This window comes from Endozoicomonas sp. G2_2 (genome assembly GCF_017744135.1).
Lineage (GTDB): Bacteria > Pseudomonadota > Gammaproteobacteria > Nevskiales > Salinisphaeraceae > Salinisphaera.
This window is the reverse complement of record NZ_JAGHQU010000009.1, coordinates 140,143-156,120: the sequence shown is the minus strand read 5'-3', so window position 1 is coordinate 156,120 and position 15,978 is coordinate 140,143. Positions and strand designations below refer to the sequence as shown.

Below are 15,978 nucleotides of genomic sequence, written 5' to 3'. Positions count from 1 at the left end.
GCCGACAAACTCGTGAGTGCCGAAAGACTGGTGGCTAGATCAGCGAATCTACCCGCGCGGCTGCTCTCGACCGCGCTCTGTCTAAGAACCCCCGCGCGGCGTCCGCTCGATCTTCTCGATCAACTGCGGATAAAGCTTCGGGTTGGCGGCGATCACGTTGCCGGTCTGCAGCGGGTCCTGATCCTTGATATCGCCCGCAATGCCGCCCGCGCCGCGCACCAGCAGCAGGCCGGCCGCCATGTCCCAGGGCGCCAGGCCCATTTCCCAGAAGCCGTCGAGTCGCCCGGCGGCCACATAGGCCAGATCCAGGGCGGCCGAGCCGGCTCGGCGCACGTCCGCGCTGGCGGACAGCAGACGGTTGAACACCGGCATGTGGGTGGCGATATCGTGCTTCTTGCGATAGGCAAAGCCGGTGGCCAGCAGGGCCTGACGCAGGCGCACGGTGCGCGTCACGCGGATGCGCTTGCCGTCGAGCGACGCGCCGGCGCCGCGATCGGCGGTGAACAGCTCGTCCTTGACCGGATCATAGATCACCGCGTGTTCGATCACGCCGTTGACCTGGCAGGCGATCGATACACAGAAATGCGGGATCCCCGCCATGAAGTTCGCCGTGCCGTCGATCGGGTCGATGATCCACACGGTTTCGGAGTCGCCGCTTTCGCCGGATTCCTCGGCCATGAAGGCATGGTCGGGATACACACGGCTGATGGTGTCGATGATCGCGTTCTCGGCGCGCTGGTCGGCCTCGGTCACGAAGTCGTTGCGGCCGCTCTTGGCGGTCACTTCGCCGGTATCGCCACGCCGGTAATAGCCCAGGATCACATCCCCGGCGCGGCGGGCGGCCGTCACGGCGATATTGGTCAACGGTTGCATCGGCGAATCCTTGTCGAACCCCGGCGGCTGGGCGCGCGGGCGAGCCATGAAAAGCCGTGTAGCGTACCATCTGCACGCCTGATGCGATGCGAGAACCGGTGATGACGGATCCAGCCACGGCTGAAAACAGGGTCTTCGATGCAGCGCGGCTCGAGCGGCTGCGCATCGTGCTCGTTGGCGCTCAACATCCGGGCAACATCGGCGCCGCGGCGCGGGCGATGAAGGTGATGGGCCTGCACGATCTGGTGCTGGTCGCACCCGAGCGTTATCCCGATCCCGAGGCCAGCGCCCGCGCGTCCGGCGCCGACGACGTACTCGAGGCGGCGCGCGTTTACGACACGCTCGATGCCGCAATCGGCGACTGCGCGCTGGCGATCGGGGCAAGTGCGCGCCGGCGCAGTACCCACTGGCCGATGGTGGACGCACGAACGGCAGCGATGCGCGCCATCGATGTGGCACAGGATCAGACCGTGGCGCTCGTGTTCGGCCGCGAGCGCAGCGGGCTCGAAAACGCGGAACTGGATCTGTGCCAGTTGCATCTGCAGGTGCCGACCAACCCGGACTATCGTTCGCTGAATCTTGCCGCGGCCGTGCAGGTCGTGGCCTACGAACTGCGTATGGCCGCCGGCGACGCGCCCGAGGCGGCGCCGGCACACGAGCCGGTGTCCACCGCCGACATGGAGGGCCTGTTCGGCCATTGGCAGGACGTGCTGGTTGCCAGCGGTTTTCTCGATCCCGAAGCCCCGGGTGTGCTCATGCGCCGCGTACGCCGGTTGTTCAATCGGGCCGCGCCGGATCGCACCGAGCTCAACATCCTGCGCGGCGCGCTGCGCGCGCTGGATCCGCGTCGCCGGCCGTTGCGCGGGGCCGTGAATGCCGACGACTCGTCCGCCGATCGGGGCTGAGCCGCATCGCGCCCGGTCGACAAGACTTGATCCGGGCGCCCGAGACCCGAAATAGTGCAGTACTGACCGAAAGACGCCCGATCGGCGCGAGGACAACAGCATGAATCAGCACGATTCGCCATCACCCGCGCAGCGCACTGTGCGGGCCGTGCGCAGGGGCACGACATGATCGCCCGCATGCGCGAGGACATCCAGACCATCTTCGAGCGCGATCCGGCCGCGCGCAGCGTCTGGGAAGTGATCTTTTCCTATCCGGGTTTGCACGCGCTCTGGTGGCATCGGGTCGCGCACTGGTGCTGGACCCACCGGTTGCGATGGGTGGCGCGTTTCGTGTCACACCTGTCGCGCTGGGTGACCGGCATCGAGATCCATCCGGGGGTGGCCATCGGTCGGCGTTTCTTCATCGACCACGGCTTCGGCGTGGTGATCGGCGAAACCACCGAAATTGGCGATGACGTGACGCTCTACCAGGGCGTGACGCTCGGCGGCACGAGCTGGAACCCCGGCAAGCGACATCCGACGCTCGCCAACGACGTGGTCGTGGGCGCCGGGGCCAAGGTGCTCGGGCCGTTCACGGTCGGTGCCGGCGCCCGGATCGGCTCCAATGCGGTGGTGGTCAAGGAAGTGCCGCCGGGCTGCACCGCGGTCGGCGTGCCGGCCAAGCTGGTCAAATGCAAGGACGGCACGCCCGAGGATCGGCGCCGCGAGACCGCCGATCGCATCGGCTTCTCGACGTATGGCGTAGCCCAGGACATGCCCGACCCGGTGGCCAGCGGCATCGACGCCATGCTCGATCATATCGACTCGCTGGAACGTCGCCAGGACGAGCTCGAGGCGTTGACCAAGCGCTTGAGCGAGCAGCTGGGCGAACAGCAGACGGACAAGGCCTGATACTGGCCAGCCCGCGCCATGAGCATTTATTTCGACCACAACGCAACCACGCCGATGCATCCCGATGTGTTCGAGGCGATGCGCCCGTGGCTGACCGAACGCCACGGCAACGCGTCGTCGCTGCATCGCGCCGGTCGCGAGGCGCGCGCCGCGGTAGACGAGGCTCGTGGTTTGGTTGCCGATTGCGTGAACGCGCATCCCTCGCAGATCATCTTCACCGGCGGGGGCACCGAGGCCGACAACATGGCGCTCAAGGGCGTGGCCGCCCTGCGCCGGCCGGGTCGGATGCTGATATCGCCGATCGAGCATCCCGCGATAACCGATGCGGCGGAAGCGCTTGAACGCGACGGCTGGCAGATCGACCGTTTGGCAGTCGATGGCGAAGGGCGGGTCGATGTGGCCGACCTGGAACGCCAGCTTGCCGGTGGCGACGTGGCGCTCGTTTCGATCATGGTGGCCAACAACGAAACCGGCGTGATCCAGGATATGGATTCGATCGCGCCCGTCGTGCGTGCGGCCGGCGCGTGGCTGCATACGGACGCGGTCCAGGCAGTCGGCAAGCTCGGCTTCGATTTCGCCGCCAGCGGCGCCCATTGCGCGAGCCTGTCTTCGCACAAGATCCAGGGCCCGAAAGGCGTCGGGGCGCTGGTCGTCGACAAGCAGATGGACATGTCGCCACTGGTTCATGGCGGCGGCCACGAACAGGGCCTGCGTTCGGGCAGCTATAACGTGGCCGGCATTGTCGGCTTCGGCGCGGCGGCAAAACGGCTCATGGCCGACCGAGACGCCGAGATCGCGCATATGCGTGATCTGCGCGACAAGCTCGAGACCGGCCTCGACGCAATGCCCGGCATCACCCGTTTCTCGGCCAATGCGGAACGACTGGCCAACACCTGCCAGTTCGCGGTGGCCGGCTATGACGGCGAAGGCCTGCTCATGCTGCTGGATCGCGAGGATATTGCGGTCTCGTCCGGCTCGGCCTGTGCCGCGGGCACCGGTGAACCGAGCCCGGTTCTGCTCGCCATGGGCGTCGATCCGGCCGTGGCCCAGGGCGCGATTCGTGTCAGCCTCGGCCCGCAGAACACCCTCGACGAGATCCAGCAATTCCTGCGCGTGCTCGGCCGACTGTCGGACGGCGGCGGGATGGCCATGCCCGGCAGTATCAGCGCATCCGTTCTGGGATGAGCGCCACGCGCGACGTCCGCTATCTCGATCATGCCGCGACGACACCGCTCGCGCCGGGCGTGTTCGAGGCGATGCAGCAGGCGCTGCTCGAAACGCCGGCCAATCCGGCATCGCTGCATGCGCCAGGGCGTGCCGCGGCCGAACAGGTCGAAATGGCGGCCGATACGTTGGGCACGCTGGTCAATGCGCGGCCGCGCGATCTGATCTGGACATCGGGCGCGACGGAATCGATCAATCTCGCTCTCAAGGGCGCGGCCGAGTTCGTCGGCGATGCGGCGCATGTCGTGAGCGTCGTCACGGAACACAGCGCCACGCTGGATACGCTCGCCTGGCTGGAAAGACGCGGCACGCGCGTCACGCGTCTGGGTGTCGACAGCGCGGGGCGGCTCGATCTCGATGCGCTCGAGACGGTCGTGGCCGATGGCGCCACGCTGGTCTCCGTCATGCACGTGAACAACGAAACCGGGGTAATTCAGGACATCGAAGCGATCGGCGCGATCTGTGGGCGGTATGGCGCGCTGCTGCATGTTGACGCGGCCCAGAGTCTGGGGCGTCTGCCGATCGATTGCGCACGCATGAACATCGCCTTGCTGTCGGTCTCGGCGCACAAGATCGGTGGCCCGAAAGGCATTGGTGCGCTTTTCGTGCGCCCGCGGACCGGTATTGCGGCACAGGTTCACGGCGGCGGACAGCAGCGCGGGCTGCGCTCCGGCACGCTCGCCACGCACCAGATCGCCGGGTTCGGCGCCGCGGCGCGTCGTGTGGCCGAGACCCGCGATTCGGAACAGCAGCGTCTCGCGGCGTTGCGCGACCGCCTGTGGGCGCATATCGAGACGCTCGATGGCGTCATGCGCAACGGCGAACGCGCGCATCTGGCGGCGCCGTTTCTCAACGTCAGCGTGGCGGATGTGCACGGCGAAGCCCTGCTGGTCGGGCTCACGGAAGGCGCGCCGGCGCTGGCGGTGTCTTCCGGGGCGGCCTGCAGCGCGGCGAAGGGGCAGTCCTCCTATGTGCTGCGCGCGATGGGGCGTACGCCTCGTGAAGCGGGGGCGAGCATTCGTTTCAGTCTGGGTTCGGATACCGATACCGATACCGCGGCCGTCGACGAGGCGGGCGCGCGCTTCGTCGCCGAGGTGCGGCGTCTGCGCGCGCTGGCCGGCGCGGTATGAACCGCGACCGGGATGCCGGCTGGCTTTCGCGTTTTCTCGCGCCGCGACATGCGATCGCAGAATGTGCCATTATTCAATGGCACGGTTTGGGCGAGGCCGATACGCCCGGTGAAGACGCGCACTGTCGCATCCAGCTCGCTTGCGAGCATGGCGGCGACGATGGGCGTATTGTCGCGGCGGCGTTCGCGGCCTTCGGTCCGCCCGTGGTCGTGGCCTGCGCGGACTGGGTCTGCGAACAGGTAGAGGATCGAACGATCAAAGACGCCCGCAGATTAAATCTGCGGGCGATCGAACAGGCTCTGGCGCTTGCGGCGGGTGAGCGCTACGCCGCGCTGCTTGTCATGGACGCGCTGGACATGGCATTGGCCAGGGCATCGAGCAATCTGGGATGATGAGGCTATGAGTGAAACGGCAGTCGAAAGCGAAGAAATCACCCTGACCCGGGCGGCAGCGGAGCGTATCAATGCGCAGCTCGCCAAGCGGGGCAGCGGTATCGGCCTGCGGGTCGGCGTGCGCAAGTCCGGGTGCAGCGGCTATATGTACACCATGGACTACGCCGACGAGATCAGCGCCAACGACGACGTATTCGAGGGCCACGGCGCTAAGGTCGTGGTCGATCGCAAGCATATGGCCGTGCTGCGCGGCACCACGCTGGACTTCAAGTCGGAAGGGCTCAACCGCATGTTTCGATTCGATAATCCGCGCGCGAAGAACGCCTGCGGTTGCGGCGAGTCGTTCACCGTCTAGGCTGCGACGGCGTAGACCGCCCTGACAATCGCGGCGCCACGGCGCTACAATGGGAGGTTAGCCGTCGTGCCAGCTGCTTGCTGGTGCGCATTTTTCGCGATTTGCAGTTTCCAGTAGGGAGAAACCATGGCCGTTGAGCGCACCCTGTCCATCATCAAGCCCGATGCCGTAGCCAAGAACGTGGTCGGCGAGATCCTGAGCCGCTTCGAAAAGGCCGATCTGCGCATCATCGGCGCCCGCATGGTGCATCTGTCCCGCGAGGATGCCGAGAAGTTCTACGCCGTGCATTCCGAGCGTCCGTTCTTCGACGCGCTGGTGTCCTTCATGATCTCCGGCCCGGTCATGGTGCAGGTTCTCGAGGGCGAGAACGCCATCGCCAAGAACCGCGACCTGATGGGCGCGACCAACCCGAAGGAAGCCGAAGCCGGCACCATTCGCGGCGATTTCGCCGAATCCATCGACGCCAACGCCGTCCATGGCTCGGATGCGCCGGAAACCGCCGAGCAGGAAATCGCCTTCTTCTTCGGCCAGGATGGCCTCTGCCCGCGATAAATCCCAACCGCGCCGTCTGCTCATGAGCACGAAAGCCAGCGACAACGCCGATACCGGTCGCACCGCCGCGAAAGCGACGCGTGTCAATCTGTTTGGTCTGGACCGCGAGGCCATGGCGGCCTTCTTTCGTGAGCATGGGGAGTCGGCGTTCCGGGCAAAGCAGGTCATGCAGTGGATCTATGCCCGCGGCGTGACCGACTTCTCGGCGATGACGGATCTGTCCAAGGCGCTGCGTGAGCGTCTGCCCGACATCGCCGAGATACGCCCGCCCGCCAAGATCCGCGAACAGAAAGCCAGCGACGGCACCCGCAAGTGGCTGCTGGCGGTTACCGAGGACTTGGACCCGGATAACGCCATCGAAGCGGTCTATATCCCCGAGGCCGACCGCGCGACGCTGTGTATTTCGTCGCAGATCGGCTGCGCGCTGGATTGCTCCTTCTGTGCCACCGGCAAGCAGGGGCTCAACCGCAATCTGACCACGGCCGAGATCGTGGGCCAGGTGTGGATGGCCGAGCACGACCTGCGTGCGCAGGGCCTCGTGCACGGCGAACGGGCGCTGTCCAATATCGTGTTCATGGGCATGGGCGAGCCGCTGGCCAACTACCGCGCCGTGGTGCCGGCGATTCGCATTCTGCTCGACGATTTCGGATTCGGCCTGTCGAAACGGCGGGTTACGGTCTCGACTTCGGGTATGGTGCCGTTCATGGATCGCCTGCGCGAGGAAGTGGACGTCGCCCTGGCCGTGTCGCTGCACGCGCCGACCGACGCCCTGCGCGACGAACTGGTGCCTATCAACCGCAAGTATCCGCTGGCCGAGCTCATGGGCGCCTGCGATCGCTACGTGCAGGGCAAGCAGCGCCGCGCGCATGTGGTTTATGAATACGTCCTGCTCAATGGCGTGAACGACAATCCGGAGCAGGCGCGCGGGCTGGTCAAGCTGCTGGCCGACCGGCCGGCCAAGATCAACCTGATCCCGTTCAATCCCTTCGACGGCAGCGGCTACACCCGGCCGGACGAGGCCAGGATTCGCAAGTTTCAGGACATCCTGCACAACAAGGGGCTGCGCACGACCGTGCGGCGCACCCGCGGCGACGATATCGATGCCGCCTGCGGACAGCTTGTCGGCCGTGTGCGCAGCAAGCAGAAACGGCATTTTCGTGATGTGCCGATCCGGGTCGAGTCCAAACGGGCCGAGCCGGTATGAAGCAGCCCCGCGGTGTAGTCGTCGTTTTGTTGCTGGTCGTTCTGGCGGCCAGCGCCGGCTGTGCCGGTTCGCGCAACGCCGTCGACAGCCAGCGGGCGGCCGAGGCCAACGCCAGTCTCGGTGCAGATTTCTTGCGCAAGGACGACAACGAACAGGCCCTGTCGCGGTTCCGTCGGGCGCTGGATTTCGACAGCAACAATCTCTCCGCGAACTGGGGCATGGCGATCGTGAGCGATCGCCTGGGCGAAACCGCCGATGCCCGGCGCTACTATGAAAAAGCGCTGGATCTGCAGCCCGGCGCGCCGATCTACAACAGCTATGCCGCCTTCCTGTGCAAGCAGGGCGATGTCGACCGCGCGGTGAAATATTTCGACCGCGCGGCCAACGACAAGCGTTATGCAGGGCGTCCTGACGCACTGGCGAACGCCGGCCTGTGTCTGCATCGTGCCGGCCAGCCGGAGGCCGCCGAGCGTTACCATCGCGAAGCGCTCGCAGCCGACGCCGCCCAGTTCACGGCGCTGACCGATATGGCGCGGCTGAAATTCGAGCAGGGTGATTTTCTGCGTGCCCGCGCTTTCAACGAGCGTGCCGATGCGGTCGACCAGCTCGACGCCGAGCAGCTATTGCTGGGTGCGCGTATCGAACTGGCCCTGGGTGACCGCGATGCGGCAGGCGCCTACGTAGAGCGCCACAACGCCCGCGAACCGAGTGCGACGCTGTCGCTGCGCCAACTGGAGCAATCGCGCTGATGAACGAATCGACACAGCCTTCCGAAGAAAGCGTCCCCGAGCGTCCGACGCGCAGCCGGTCCGACATGAAGTCGCCGGGCGAGCTGCTGCGCGAGGCGCGTCTGGCGCACGACTGGTCGGTCGAGGATCTGTGCGCCGAGACCAAGCTCTCGGAAAAGGCCGTTCATGCGCTCGAGAACAACGAGTTCAACGAACTCTCGCAGCCGATCTTTGCCGGCGGTTACTACCGTCAGTGCGCCAAGGTTCTGGATATCGATACCGAGCGCATGATGGACGCCTATGCGGCCTGGGGCGGCAAGAAGACATCGTCCCAGACCGCGCCGCCGGCGGCCGTCGATGTCGTGCCCCAGGACGTCACGCCGCCCAACTGGCGCGCCTTCGGCTTGATCGGGGTGGTGGTGCTGCTGGTCGTGGTGGGCGTGATCTTCCTGTTCATGCCCGACAGCGACGTCTCCGACGAACAGACGGCCGGCCAGGGCGGTGATACGAGCGCCGTCGCCGACGGTCAGGACAGTGCCGGCACGAGCACGCGCATCGGCAGTGGTAACAGCAGCGCGACCGGCAACGGACGGCCGACCAGCAACCGCTCGCGCGAGACCGGAACCAGCCTGCGCGTCTCGCCGGGCAACGGCGCGAACGCCGGCAGCGCGGCGGGCGCCGCTGCGCCGAACACCGGCCAGCGCACGGGCGGGCGTAACGTCAACGACACGCTGGGTATCGATCGCGAGGCCGAGCGCCGGCGCCGCGAGGCCCGACAGGCGCCGCCGGAGCCGCAGGTCGCACCCAATCATCTGGTGGTGAACTTCACCGATCGCTCCTGGGTGGATATCCGCGACGCCAACGGCTCGCGGCTGCTTACCGGCATCTACGAAGCCGGCGAGACGCGCGAGTTCGACGCCGAGGCGCCGTACCGCATCACGCTCGGCTATGCGCCGGGGGTGAGCATGCAGATCGGTGGCCAGGATGTCGACGTGGCTGCCCAGACCACGAGCAACAGCACCGCGCGGCTGACCGTTGAAGCCCGCGATAACTAGTGCCCAGTGGCGTGAGTATGCTGCACGATTTTGGCGCGTTCTCGCGCCTTGGCCGACACAACTGATCACTCGAAATTCACGTTTGCGAACTTGCGCTTCCGGACACGAGCCCGACCCGATCCATGAGCCAGCGTATCCAGTCCATCCGCGGGATGAACGATATTCTTCCGGCCGACAATGCGGCCTGGGCCACGCTCGAGCGCGTGGCCGCCCGCGTGTTCGCCGGTTACGGCTATGAACAGATCCGCCTGCCGATCATGGAGCGCACGGGCCTGTTCAAGCGCGCCGTCGGTGAGGTCACCGACATCGTCGAGAAGGAGATGTACACCTTCGAGGATCGCGGCGGCGAGTCGCTGTCGCTGCGCCCGGAGGGCACGGCCGGTGCGGTGCGCGCCGGTATCGAGCACGGCATGCTCCACAACGCGACCCAGCGGCTCTGGTACACGGGCCCGATGTTTCGCTACGAGCGGCCGCAGAAAGGGCGCTATCGCCAGTTTCACCAGTTCGGTGTCGAGGCCTTCGGCCAGACCGGGCCCGATGTGGATATCGAACAGATCGCCATGGCGGCGCGTCTGTTCGCGGCCCTGGGCGTGACCGGCATGCGGCTGGAGATCAACACGCTGGGCACGCCGGACGAGCGCGCCGATTATCGCGATGCCTTGCACCGCTATTTCAGCGCCCATCTCGAAAGCCTCGACGACGACAGCAAGCGCCGTCTCGATCGCAATCCGCTGCGTATTCTCGATACCAAGAATCCGGCCATGGCCGAGCTGGTCGCCCAGGCGCCCACGCTGCGCGAATATCTCGGCGAAGAATCCAGCGCGCATTTCGACGGCCTGTGCCGGGGCCTGGATGCGCTCGGCATCGCTTACACCATCAACCCGCGACTGGTGCGCGGGCTGGACTACTACACCCGTACGGTGTTCGAGTGGATCACCGCGGATCTCGGTGCGCAGGATGCGGTGTGCTCCGGCGGTCGTTTCGACGGCCTGGTCGAGCAGCTCGGCGGCAGCGCGACGCCCGCCATGGGGTTCGCGCTCGGCGTGGAACGTCTGATCGCGCTCATGCTCGACCAGAACGTGCCGCTTGACGATCTGACCCCGCAGGTCTATCTCGTCCATACCGGCGACACGGCGAGCGCACGAGTGCCGGCGCTGGCCGAAGCATTGCGCGACGCGTTGCCCGATCTGCGTCTGCGCGTGCATGTGGGTGGCGGCAGCATGAAGTCGCAGTTCAAGCGCGCAGACAAGAGCGGCGCCCAGCTGGCGCTGGTGTTCGGCGACGACGAAGCCGCCGCCGACGAAATCCAGATCAAGCCGTTGACCGACCGGCGGCCGCAGGAACAGGTCGCCATCGATGAGGCCGCCGCGCGTATCGCCGCATTGCTTGCCGGCTGATATTGAACCGGCGCACGAAACCGAAGTCTCTAGAACGTTCTCAATCCAATAACAACGCAAAGCTCGACGCATGGCCGAATTCGATAACGAAGAAATGAACAGCCTCAAGCGCTGGTGGGATTCCAACGGCATGGCGCTGGTGATCGGCGTGCTCGTGGGCGTCGTCGTGATCGTCGGCTGGCAGGGCTGGGGCTGGTATACCGACAATCAGGCCACCGAAGCGGCCGATGTCTATCAGCAGGTCGAGCAGGGCATCGCGGGCGGCAACGTCGACGAGTCCGTGCTCGAGACCGTGGCGCGGCTGAAGCAGGACTACGCCGGCACGCCGTATGCGGCGAGCGCGGCGCTGCGGCTGGCCGGTTACCACGTGCAGCAGCAAGAGTATGCCAAGGCGCGCGAGCAGCTGGACTGGGCCATGAACAACGCCGCGAACGAGGGCGTGAGCCATATCGCGCGGGTGCGCGCCGCGCGCCTGGTGTGGACGCAGGGCGAGCCCGAGCAGGCCCTGGAGATGCTCGACGCCGAGCACCCGCCGGCGTTCGATGCGCTTTATGCCGAGGTGCGCGGCGATATCCACGCGGCGCAGGGCGATCGCGAGGCGGCCTACAAGGCCTATCAGCGCGCACTCGACACCTTGCCGCAGGACACGCCGAGCCGTGCGCTCGAGACCAAGCTTGCCGATAACGCGCCGGCCGACGTCGCCGACGCGCCGTCCGACCAGGAGAGCGCTTCCGCATCATGAATCATCGACGCAACAACCCGCTCGCCGTAACGGGCCTCACCGCCGCACTTGCGCTGTCCGGCGCGTTCCTGACCGCCTGTGGCGGTGGCGCGAACGTCGCCGAACCGACGCCGCTGACCGAACTCACCGCGCCTGCCTACCGCATGGAAACGGTGTGGAAGACCGACGCAGGCGAGGGCGCCGGCGAATACGTCAGCGGCTTTGATCCGGCGATCGAGGGCGATCGGACCTATGTCGCCAACCTCGACGGCTATGTCGTGGCCCTGAACCTGGAGACCGGCAAGCGGATCTGGCGTTCGCGTACCGGCAACCGGCTGATCGCCGGCCCCACGGTCGCGGGTGGGCTGTTGCTCATGGGCACGCGCGACGGCGAAATCGTCGCGCTGTCGGCGAACACCGGCGAACGCGAGTGGACCGCCGAGCTGTCCAGCGAGATCATCGCGGCGCCTGCCGCCAACGGCGAGCTGGCCGTGGCCCGCACGCTCGACGGCCGCCTCGTCGCGCTCGACCTGACCACCGGTAAACGCCGCTGGACGATCGAACGCAGCGTGCCGACGCTGACCCTACGGGGTACCTCGTCGCCGGTCATCGACGACGGCACCGTCTACGCCGGGCTGGACAACGGCAAGGTGCTCGCGCTGGACGTGAATACCGGCGAAGAGCGCTGGTCGCAGGCCATCGCCTTTCCGAGCGGCCGTTCGGAGCTTGAGCGCATCGTCGATATCGATGCGGACCCGCTGGTGATCGGTAATGAACTCTATGCGGTGAGCGCGGGTGGCCAGCTGGCCTCGCTGGCGACCACGTCCGGGCGCGTACGCTGGAAGCAGTCCGTGGCTTCCGAGCAGGGGCTGTCCTACGACGAGCGCAATATCTACGCGACCGATCGCGACAGCGACCTGCAAGCGATCAACCGCCTGACCGGCAGCGCGAGCTGGGAACAGGACGGGCTCAAGTATCGTGAACTCACCGGCCCGACGCTGTACGAAGGCGATCTCGTGGCCGGCGACTACGAAGGCTATGTGCACTGGCTGTCCGCCGACGATGGCAGCGTGATCGCGCGCGGCCACGTCTTCGACGAGCCGATCCGTTCGCAGCCGATCGTGGTCGGCAACCGGGTCATCGTGCTTGGCGCGTTCGGCGAGATCGCCGCGCTGCGTTTCGCGCCGAACGGCGATCGATAGCCGCATCGCCGAGGCCGGCCCCATGGAACCCGTACTCCCCGTGGTGGCCCTCGTGGGCCGGCCGAATGTCGGCAAGTCCACGCTGTTCAACCGGCTCACGCGCTCGCGCGACGCGCTGGTCGCCGACCAGCCGGGGGTCACGCGTGATCGCCACTACGGCTTCGCGGTCCATGCCGGCCGGCGTTATATCGTCATCGATACCGGCGGGATAGGCCAGGACGACGAGGACATCGACAGTCAGGCCTTTGCACAGACCCGTGCCGCGCTGGACGAGGCCGACGTGGTGCTGTTCGTGGTGGACTCGCGCCAGGGCCTGCTGGCCGGCGACGAGACGATTGCCGAGCAGCTGCGCCGTATCGAGCAGCCCGTGCACGTCATCGTCAACAAGAGCGAGGGCCAGACCAGCGCAACCGCCGTCGCCGAATTCCATGCGCTGGCGCTGGGCGACCCCTGGGCGGTATCCGCGACCCACGGGGATCGCGTGGCGCTGGTGCTGGAGCATGTGTTTTCGAACCTGCCGGAACCGCGTGCGCAGGTTCTGCCTCATCATCGCGACGCCATCCGGCTGGCGCTGCTCGGTCGGCCCAATGCGGGCAAATCGACGCTGGTCAATCGCCTGCTCGGCGAGACACGCATGCTCACTCAGAATGCGCCGGGCACCACCCGCGACGCGGTGGCCAGCGAATTCACTTTCGACGACAAGCCGTACGTCATCGTCGATACGGCGGGTATTCGCCGGCGTACACGCATCGACGACCCGGTGGAAAAGGTCAGTGTGGTCAAGGCCATGCAGGCCGCCGAACAGGCCCAGGTCGTGATCGTGATGCTGGACGCCGCCAGCGGCCTGTCCGCGCAGGACATCCGTCTGCTCAGTCTGGCCATCGAACGCGGCCGGGCCGCGGTGATCGCAGTCAACAAATGGGACGGCCTGCCCGCGAAGCAGCGCGAAAAGCTGCATGCCGAGCTGGTCGAGCGTATCGGCGCCTTCGACTACCTGCCGCTGTTGTTCATTTCGGCGCTGCATGGGTCGGGGCTGCGTGAACTGCTCGACGCCGTGCAGGCATCGCACAAGGCCGCGTTTGCCGAGATGACCACCAATGCGTTGTCGCGCACGCTGGAGGATGCGGTCGAGGGTCATTCGCCGCCGGCCGTGCATGGGCGACGTATCAAGCTGCGCTATGCCCACCAGGGCGGGCGCAATCCGCCAACGATCGTGATCCACGGCAACCAGACGCAGCGCCTCTCGGACGAGTACAAGCGCTATCTCATGCGGCGTTTTCGCGAGAAGTTCAACCTGTTCGGCACGCCCATCCATCTGGTGTTCAAGAACAGCGATAACCCCTACGCGGGCAAGCCTCGCACACGCCGGCGCTAGACGCTAGACAGGCCGGCCCTGCGTTCGGCCGAGTGCTCGCCCCTGGCCTGATTGCCTTGCAAGCACGAACCGGCGACCGCCGGAGCGCGTGTGCTGTCTCTCGCGCGGATGACGCGTCGGCCCCACGACGCATGTGCCCGGCACGAACCAAGCAAAGCCCGCGATCAGCGCGTCGCCGAACGGGTCTGACGCCGATTTGCCATGCCTGGCATGCGCCGTGTGTTTCGACCTGCGGCTACGCTCTAATCCCAGGACAGCCTCGTGAGTTGCGCCTTTCGGCAGGCGACGACGGGCTGTCGGCCAATCGCTCGTGGCGAACGGATGGCCATGACGGGCGCTGGCGTGTGTGAGTTCAGCCCTATGCGGGGATAACGCGCGTGCGTGACCGACGGCGGATTGATCCGCCGATCCCTAGGCCGGCATGATCCGGCCGTGGTCGAACGCCGAAACGCAGACGGCGGCAGAGCGGACGATGCCGTGCCCTGCCGCCGTCGTACGTGAAACCCTGTCAGGAGACGTTCAACCGGCCCATGCCGTTGACTCGGGCCTTGGCGGCGGCGTCTCCCGTACAGCGGGACGGTCTACGATCGCTTCATTCGTCGTGGTCGAGCAGGAAGTTGGCGACCCAGCCTTCACGATCATCCTCGAATTTCACGTAACGCCAGTCTTTATCCTCTTTCAGGATCTCGACCGCGTCGCCTTCCTTAGCCTGGAAAAGCACCTTGGTATTCGTGCTCGATCCCTCGCGGATATTGACCGTGCTACCGCTGATCGTCGCCGAGGGATACTCGGGCTCCGGCGGGGTCTCCGGCTTGGCGGCCGCGGCGCGCGCGGCTTCGGCGGCTGCCTGTGCCTTGGCTCGTGCCTCGGCTTCGGCCTTGGCTTTCGCTTTCGCCGCCGCTTCAGCTCTCGCGCTGCAGTCGGTGAACGTACGCTGGAACCAGTTACAGGATATGGGCGCCGAACTGGCCTGACTCCCGGCCGCGGCAACGGAATGCTTGGCCGCCGTTGCGGTGGTGTAGGGCTCGGTGTGCCCGTCGGCAAACACCAGCTGCGGCTGCATTTCCTGCGGCACGACCTGCAGCGGGCCAACAGCCAGGCGCGTGTCCTCGGCCTTGGGCAGGCTGGTGGGTTTCTCGCCGTCGATATAGAACTGCCACAGCTCGACCACTAGCGTATCGCCATCGGGTTTCCAGCCGACCACCATGCCGTCGTTGGTGTAGCTGTAGCGCAGGCGCCGGATCTGCATCCAGATCAGGGCGTCGTCCACGGTCTCGAAGCGGCGCTGGCCTTCCTCGATATCCACCTTGGTGATGCCGTCGGCCGGTTCCCAGACGGGCGGCTCGCCCTCGAAGTGAATGCCCATGCTGCCGGCGAAGCGTTCCGTGCGCGGCTCCAGCACCACGCCGCGGCGATGACCGCGCCACGTGTACACGCGACGTAGGCCCGGACCGGCCTCGATCTTGATTCGGCCCCAGGGCGCGTCCGCGACGAGCTGCGTGCCGTCTGAAAGCACGACCTCGTTCTGCTCGGGCACGGCGTCGCCGCCTTCCGGCACGGGCGGCGGCTCGGGTGTGACGACACGCGGGCCGGTGGCACAGCCAGCCAGCAAAAACAGGGCCGCGAGCGCGGCGACAATCGTGGTACGGCCGCGCGGCGCGGCAGGCGAAGGTTGGAACATAGGTCTGAAAACCCCTTTGACGTTGATTTTTAGGACCTGTGAACACTGACGAAATCGCCGCGCCGCGGGCCATTTTTGTGCAAGGCAAGGCGCAGTGAGCGTGTTGTAGCTGTGCTACATGAGCGAACTGCAACGCCGAATTGCGCGAAAATGGACCGCGTCCCGAAGGGTTGCGTCCAAAAATCCGCCATGCGGCGTTGCTCGTCGTTCATTTGGCTCACCAAACTTCTCTCCTCGCGCCTAGCCTGGCAAATTTTTGGACAGCAACGCGGCGATTGGCGGCAGTGTTAACA

16 protein-coding genes are annotated in these 15,978 nt (G+C 66.4%); 14 read left to right on the top strand and 2 right to left on the bottom strand.

Features of this window, described 5'->3' with window-relative positions; genetic code table 11:
• Nucleotides 1-81: 81 nt before the first annotated feature.
• On the bottom strand, nucleotides 82-873 hold the full coding sequence (locus J7355_RS12450) for an inositol monophosphatase family protein (RefSeq protein WP_209063191.1): 792 nt from the start codon (nucleotides 871-873) through the stop codon (nucleotides 82-84).
• Between the two features lie 101 nt (nucleotides 874-974).
• Here J7355_RS12450 and J7355_RS12445 point away from each other — a divergent pair, with 101 nt between their 5' ends.
• The 14 genes from J7355_RS12445 to der all read left to right on the top strand — a co-directional run bounded on the left by J7355_RS12445 (nucleotide 975) and on the right by der (nucleotide 14,004).
• On the top strand, nucleotides 975-1,778 hold the full coding sequence (locus J7355_RS12445) for an RNA methyltransferase (RefSeq protein ID WP_209063189.1): 804 nt from the start codon (nucleotides 975-977) through the stop codon (nucleotides 1,776-1,778).
• A gap of 165 nt (nucleotides 1,779-1,943) precedes the next feature.
• Nucleotides 1,944-2,669 (top strand): serine O-acetyltransferase, encoded by a 726-nt coding sequence (gene cysE, locus J7355_RS12440; protein WP_209063187.1) that lies wholly within the window; start codon nucleotides 1,944-1,946, stop codon nucleotides 2,667-2,669.
• Nucleotides 2,670-2,687: 18 nt separating this feature from the next.
• Nucleotides 2,688-3,854 (top strand): cysteine desulfurase family protein, encoded by a 1,167-nt coding sequence (locus J7355_RS12435; RefSeq protein WP_209063185.1) that lies wholly within the window; start codon nucleotides 2,688-2,690, stop codon nucleotides 3,852-3,854.
• The gene (locus J7355_RS12430; protein WP_209063183.1) at nucleotides 3,851-5,023 is read left to right on the top strand and encodes a cysteine desulfurase family protein; all 1,173 of its coding nucleotides are present in this window, start codon (nucleotides 3,851-3,853) and stop codon (nucleotides 5,021-5,023) included. The genes J7355_RS12435 and J7355_RS12430 overlap by 4 nt, the downstream gene beginning before the upstream one ends.
• Nucleotides 5,020-5,415 carry an iron-sulfur cluster assembly scaffold protein gene (locus tag J7355_RS12425; RefSeq protein ID WP_209063181.1) on the top strand — a complete coding sequence of 132 codons (396 nt, stop codon included), beginning with the start codon at nucleotides 5,020-5,022 and terminating at the stop codon, nucleotides 5,413-5,415. Before J7355_RS12430 ends, J7355_RS12425 begins: the two co-directional genes overlap by 4 nt.
• Before the next feature lie 7 nt (nucleotides 5,416-5,422).
• Nucleotides 5,423-5,770, top strand: a complete 348-nt coding sequence (locus J7355_RS12420; RefSeq protein ID WP_209063179.1) for an iron-sulfur cluster assembly accessory protein — start codon at nucleotides 5,423-5,425, stop codon at nucleotides 5,768-5,770.
• A gap of 126 nt (nucleotides 5,771-5,896) precedes the next feature.
• Entirely contained in the window at nucleotides 5,897-6,322 is a 426-nt protein-coding gene (ndk, locus tag J7355_RS12415) for a nucleoside-diphosphate kinase (protein WP_209063177.1), read from the top strand.
• Nucleotides 6,323-6,344: 22 nt separating this feature from the next.
• On the top strand, nucleotides 6,345-7,526 hold the full coding sequence (gene rlmN / locus J7355_RS12410) for a 23S rRNA (adenine(2503)-C(2))-methyltransferase RlmN (protein ID WP_209063175.1): 1,182 nt from the start codon (nucleotides 6,345-6,347) through the stop codon (nucleotides 7,524-7,526).
• On the top strand, nucleotides 7,523-8,275 hold the full coding sequence (gene pilW / locus J7355_RS12405; RefSeq protein ID WP_209063174.1) for a type IV pilus biogenesis/stability protein PilW: 753 nt from the start codon (nucleotides 7,523-7,525) through the stop codon (nucleotides 8,273-8,275). The genes rlmN and pilW overlap by 4 nt, the downstream gene beginning before the upstream one ends.
• Entirely contained in the window at nucleotides 8,275-9,309 is a 1,035-nt protein-coding gene (locus J7355_RS12400) for a helix-turn-helix domain-containing protein (protein WP_209063172.1), read from the top strand. Before pilW ends, J7355_RS12400 begins: the two co-directional genes overlap by 1 nt.
• A 122-nt stretch (nucleotides 9,310-9,431) precedes the next feature.
• A complete protein-coding gene (gene hisS / locus J7355_RS12395; protein ID WP_209063170.1) occupies nucleotides 9,432-10,706 on the top strand; it encodes a histidine--tRNA ligase in 1,275 nt (424 codons plus the stop codon).
• 70 nt (nucleotides 10,707-10,776) lie between these two features.
• On the top strand, nucleotides 10,777-11,448 hold the full coding sequence (locus J7355_RS12390; RefSeq protein WP_209063168.1) for a tetratricopeptide repeat protein: 672 nt from the start codon (nucleotides 10,777-10,779) through the stop codon (nucleotides 11,446-11,448).
• The gene (gene bamB, locus J7355_RS12385) at nucleotides 11,445-12,629 is read left to right on the top strand and encodes an outer membrane protein assembly factor BamB (protein WP_209063166.1); all 1,185 of its coding nucleotides are present in this window, start codon (nucleotides 11,445-11,447) and stop codon (nucleotides 12,627-12,629) included. The genes J7355_RS12390 and bamB overlap by 4 nt, the downstream gene beginning before the upstream one ends.
• Before the next feature lie 22 nt (nucleotides 12,630-12,651).
• A complete protein-coding gene (gene der, locus J7355_RS12380; RefSeq protein WP_209063164.1) occupies nucleotides 12,652-14,004 on the top strand; it encodes a ribosome biogenesis GTPase Der in 1,353 nt (450 codons plus the stop codon).
• Between the two features lie 592 nt (nucleotides 14,005-14,596).
• On the opposite strand, the gene J7355_RS12375 is transcribed toward der, so the two are convergent.
• Nucleotides 14,597-15,685 carry an SH3 domain-containing protein gene (locus J7355_RS12375; protein ID WP_209063162.1) on the bottom strand — a complete coding sequence of 363 codons (1,089 nt, stop codon included), beginning with the start codon at nucleotides 15,683-15,685 and terminating at the stop codon, nucleotides 14,597-14,599.
• Nucleotides 15,686-15,978: the final 293 nt, after the last annotated feature.

Excerpts from the sequence above, each read along its gene's own strand:
- J7355_RS12450 (WP_209063191.1), bottom strand. The coding sequence starts at position 873 with ATGCAACCGTTGACCAATATCGCCGTGACGGCCGCCCGCCGCGCCGGG.
- J7355_RS12445 (WP_209063189.1), top strand. The coding sequence starts at position 975 with ATGACGGATCCAGCCACGGCTGAAAACAGGGTCTTCGATGCAGCGCGG.
- cysE (WP_209063187.1), top strand. The coding sequence starts at position 1,944 with ATGATCGCCCGCATGCGCGAGGACATCCAGACCATCTTCGAGCGCGAT.
- J7355_RS12435 (WP_209063185.1), top strand. The coding sequence starts at position 2,688 with ATGAGCATTTATTTCGACCACAACGCAACCACGCCGATGCATCCCGAT.
- J7355_RS12430 (WP_209063183.1), top strand. The coding sequence starts at position 3,851 with ATGAGCGCCACGCGCGACGTCCGCTATCTCGATCATGCCGCGACGACA.
- J7355_RS12425 (WP_209063181.1), top strand. The coding sequence starts at position 5,020 with ATGAACCGCGACCGGGATGCCGGCTGGCTTTCGCGTTTTCTCGCGCCG.
- J7355_RS12420 (WP_209063179.1), top strand. The coding sequence starts at position 5,423 with ATGAGTGAAACGGCAGTCGAAAGCGAAGAAATCACCCTGACCCGGGCG.
- ndk (WP_209063177.1), top strand. The coding sequence starts at position 5,897 with ATGGCCGTTGAGCGCACCCTGTCCATCATCAAGCCCGATGCCGTAGCC.
- rlmN (WP_209063175.1), top strand. The coding sequence starts at position 6,345 with ATGAGCACGAAAGCCAGCGACAACGCCGATACCGGTCGCACCGCCGCG.
- pilW (WP_209063174.1), top strand. The coding sequence starts at position 7,523 with ATGAAGCAGCCCCGCGGTGTAGTCGTCGTTTTGTTGCTGGTCGTTCTG.
- J7355_RS12400 (WP_209063172.1), top strand. The coding sequence starts at position 8,275 with ATGAACGAATCGACACAGCCTTCCGAAGAAAGCGTCCCCGAGCGTCCG.
- hisS (WP_209063170.1), top strand. The coding sequence starts at position 9,432 with ATGAGCCAGCGTATCCAGTCCATCCGCGGGATGAACGATATTCTTCCG.
- J7355_RS12390 (WP_209063168.1), top strand. The coding sequence starts at position 10,777 with ATGGCCGAATTCGATAACGAAGAAATGAACAGCCTCAAGCGCTGGTGG.
- bamB (WP_209063166.1), top strand. The coding sequence starts at position 11,445 with ATGAATCATCGACGCAACAACCCGCTCGCCGTAACGGGCCTCACCGCC.
- der (WP_209063164.1), top strand. The coding sequence starts at position 12,652 with ATGGAACCCGTACTCCCCGTGGTGGCCCTCGTGGGCCGGCCGAATGTC.
- J7355_RS12375 (WP_209063162.1), bottom strand. The coding sequence starts at position 15,685 with ATGTTCCAACCTTCGCCTGCCGCGCCGCGCGGCCGTACCACGATTGTC.